At 46.8% G+C, this 438-nt stretch carries 1 protein-coding gene; it reads right to left on the bottom strand.

Annotated elements, in window-relative coordinates:
* The coding region (locus tag B7P34_RS37020; protein WP_223268635.1) for a DUF7619 domain-containing protein at positions 1–403 on the bottom strand (403 nt) is incomplete at its 3' end.
* Positions 404–438 lie beyond the last annotated feature (35 nt).

The raw sequence follows: 438 nt of genomic DNA on the forward strand, positions 1-438 counted from the left end.
ATGCCAGATACTGAAAGGTCTCCGGCATTAGATCTTGACTAAGGGTATCTTTGAGTACCACCAGATAGGCCGTATCATTTCCCGTATTTTGAAAGTGTACCGTATAGGTCAGCCACTCGCTCTGATTGGGACTGATCGTAGTAGGATATACCTCTTTGATATTAGGGTCAAACGAATTTCGCACGGTATAGCATTGCGTCAGCGTATTATTTGCAGCATTCACATCCGGTACTGATGGTGTGATAGTTGTAGTGACACATACTTGCGAACCAGAGAGCGCATTGCTATCAGTGCGTAGTATGATGTCCAAGTCGCCTACTTGCAGCGTATTTAGATCGGCTATAGAATAGGTTAGCGTATTGCCGCTTGCTGTGGGGGTCAGCGCACCCGCTGCAGGGCTCACATAGTGTACACTGCCGTTTAAAGTGGTAGTAACAG

The sequence above is a fragment of the Streptosporangium nondiastaticum genome, assembly GCF_003011965.1.
Lineage (GTDB): Bacteria > Actinomycetota > Actinomycetes > Streptomycetales > Streptomycetaceae > Streptomyces > Streptomyces nondiastaticus.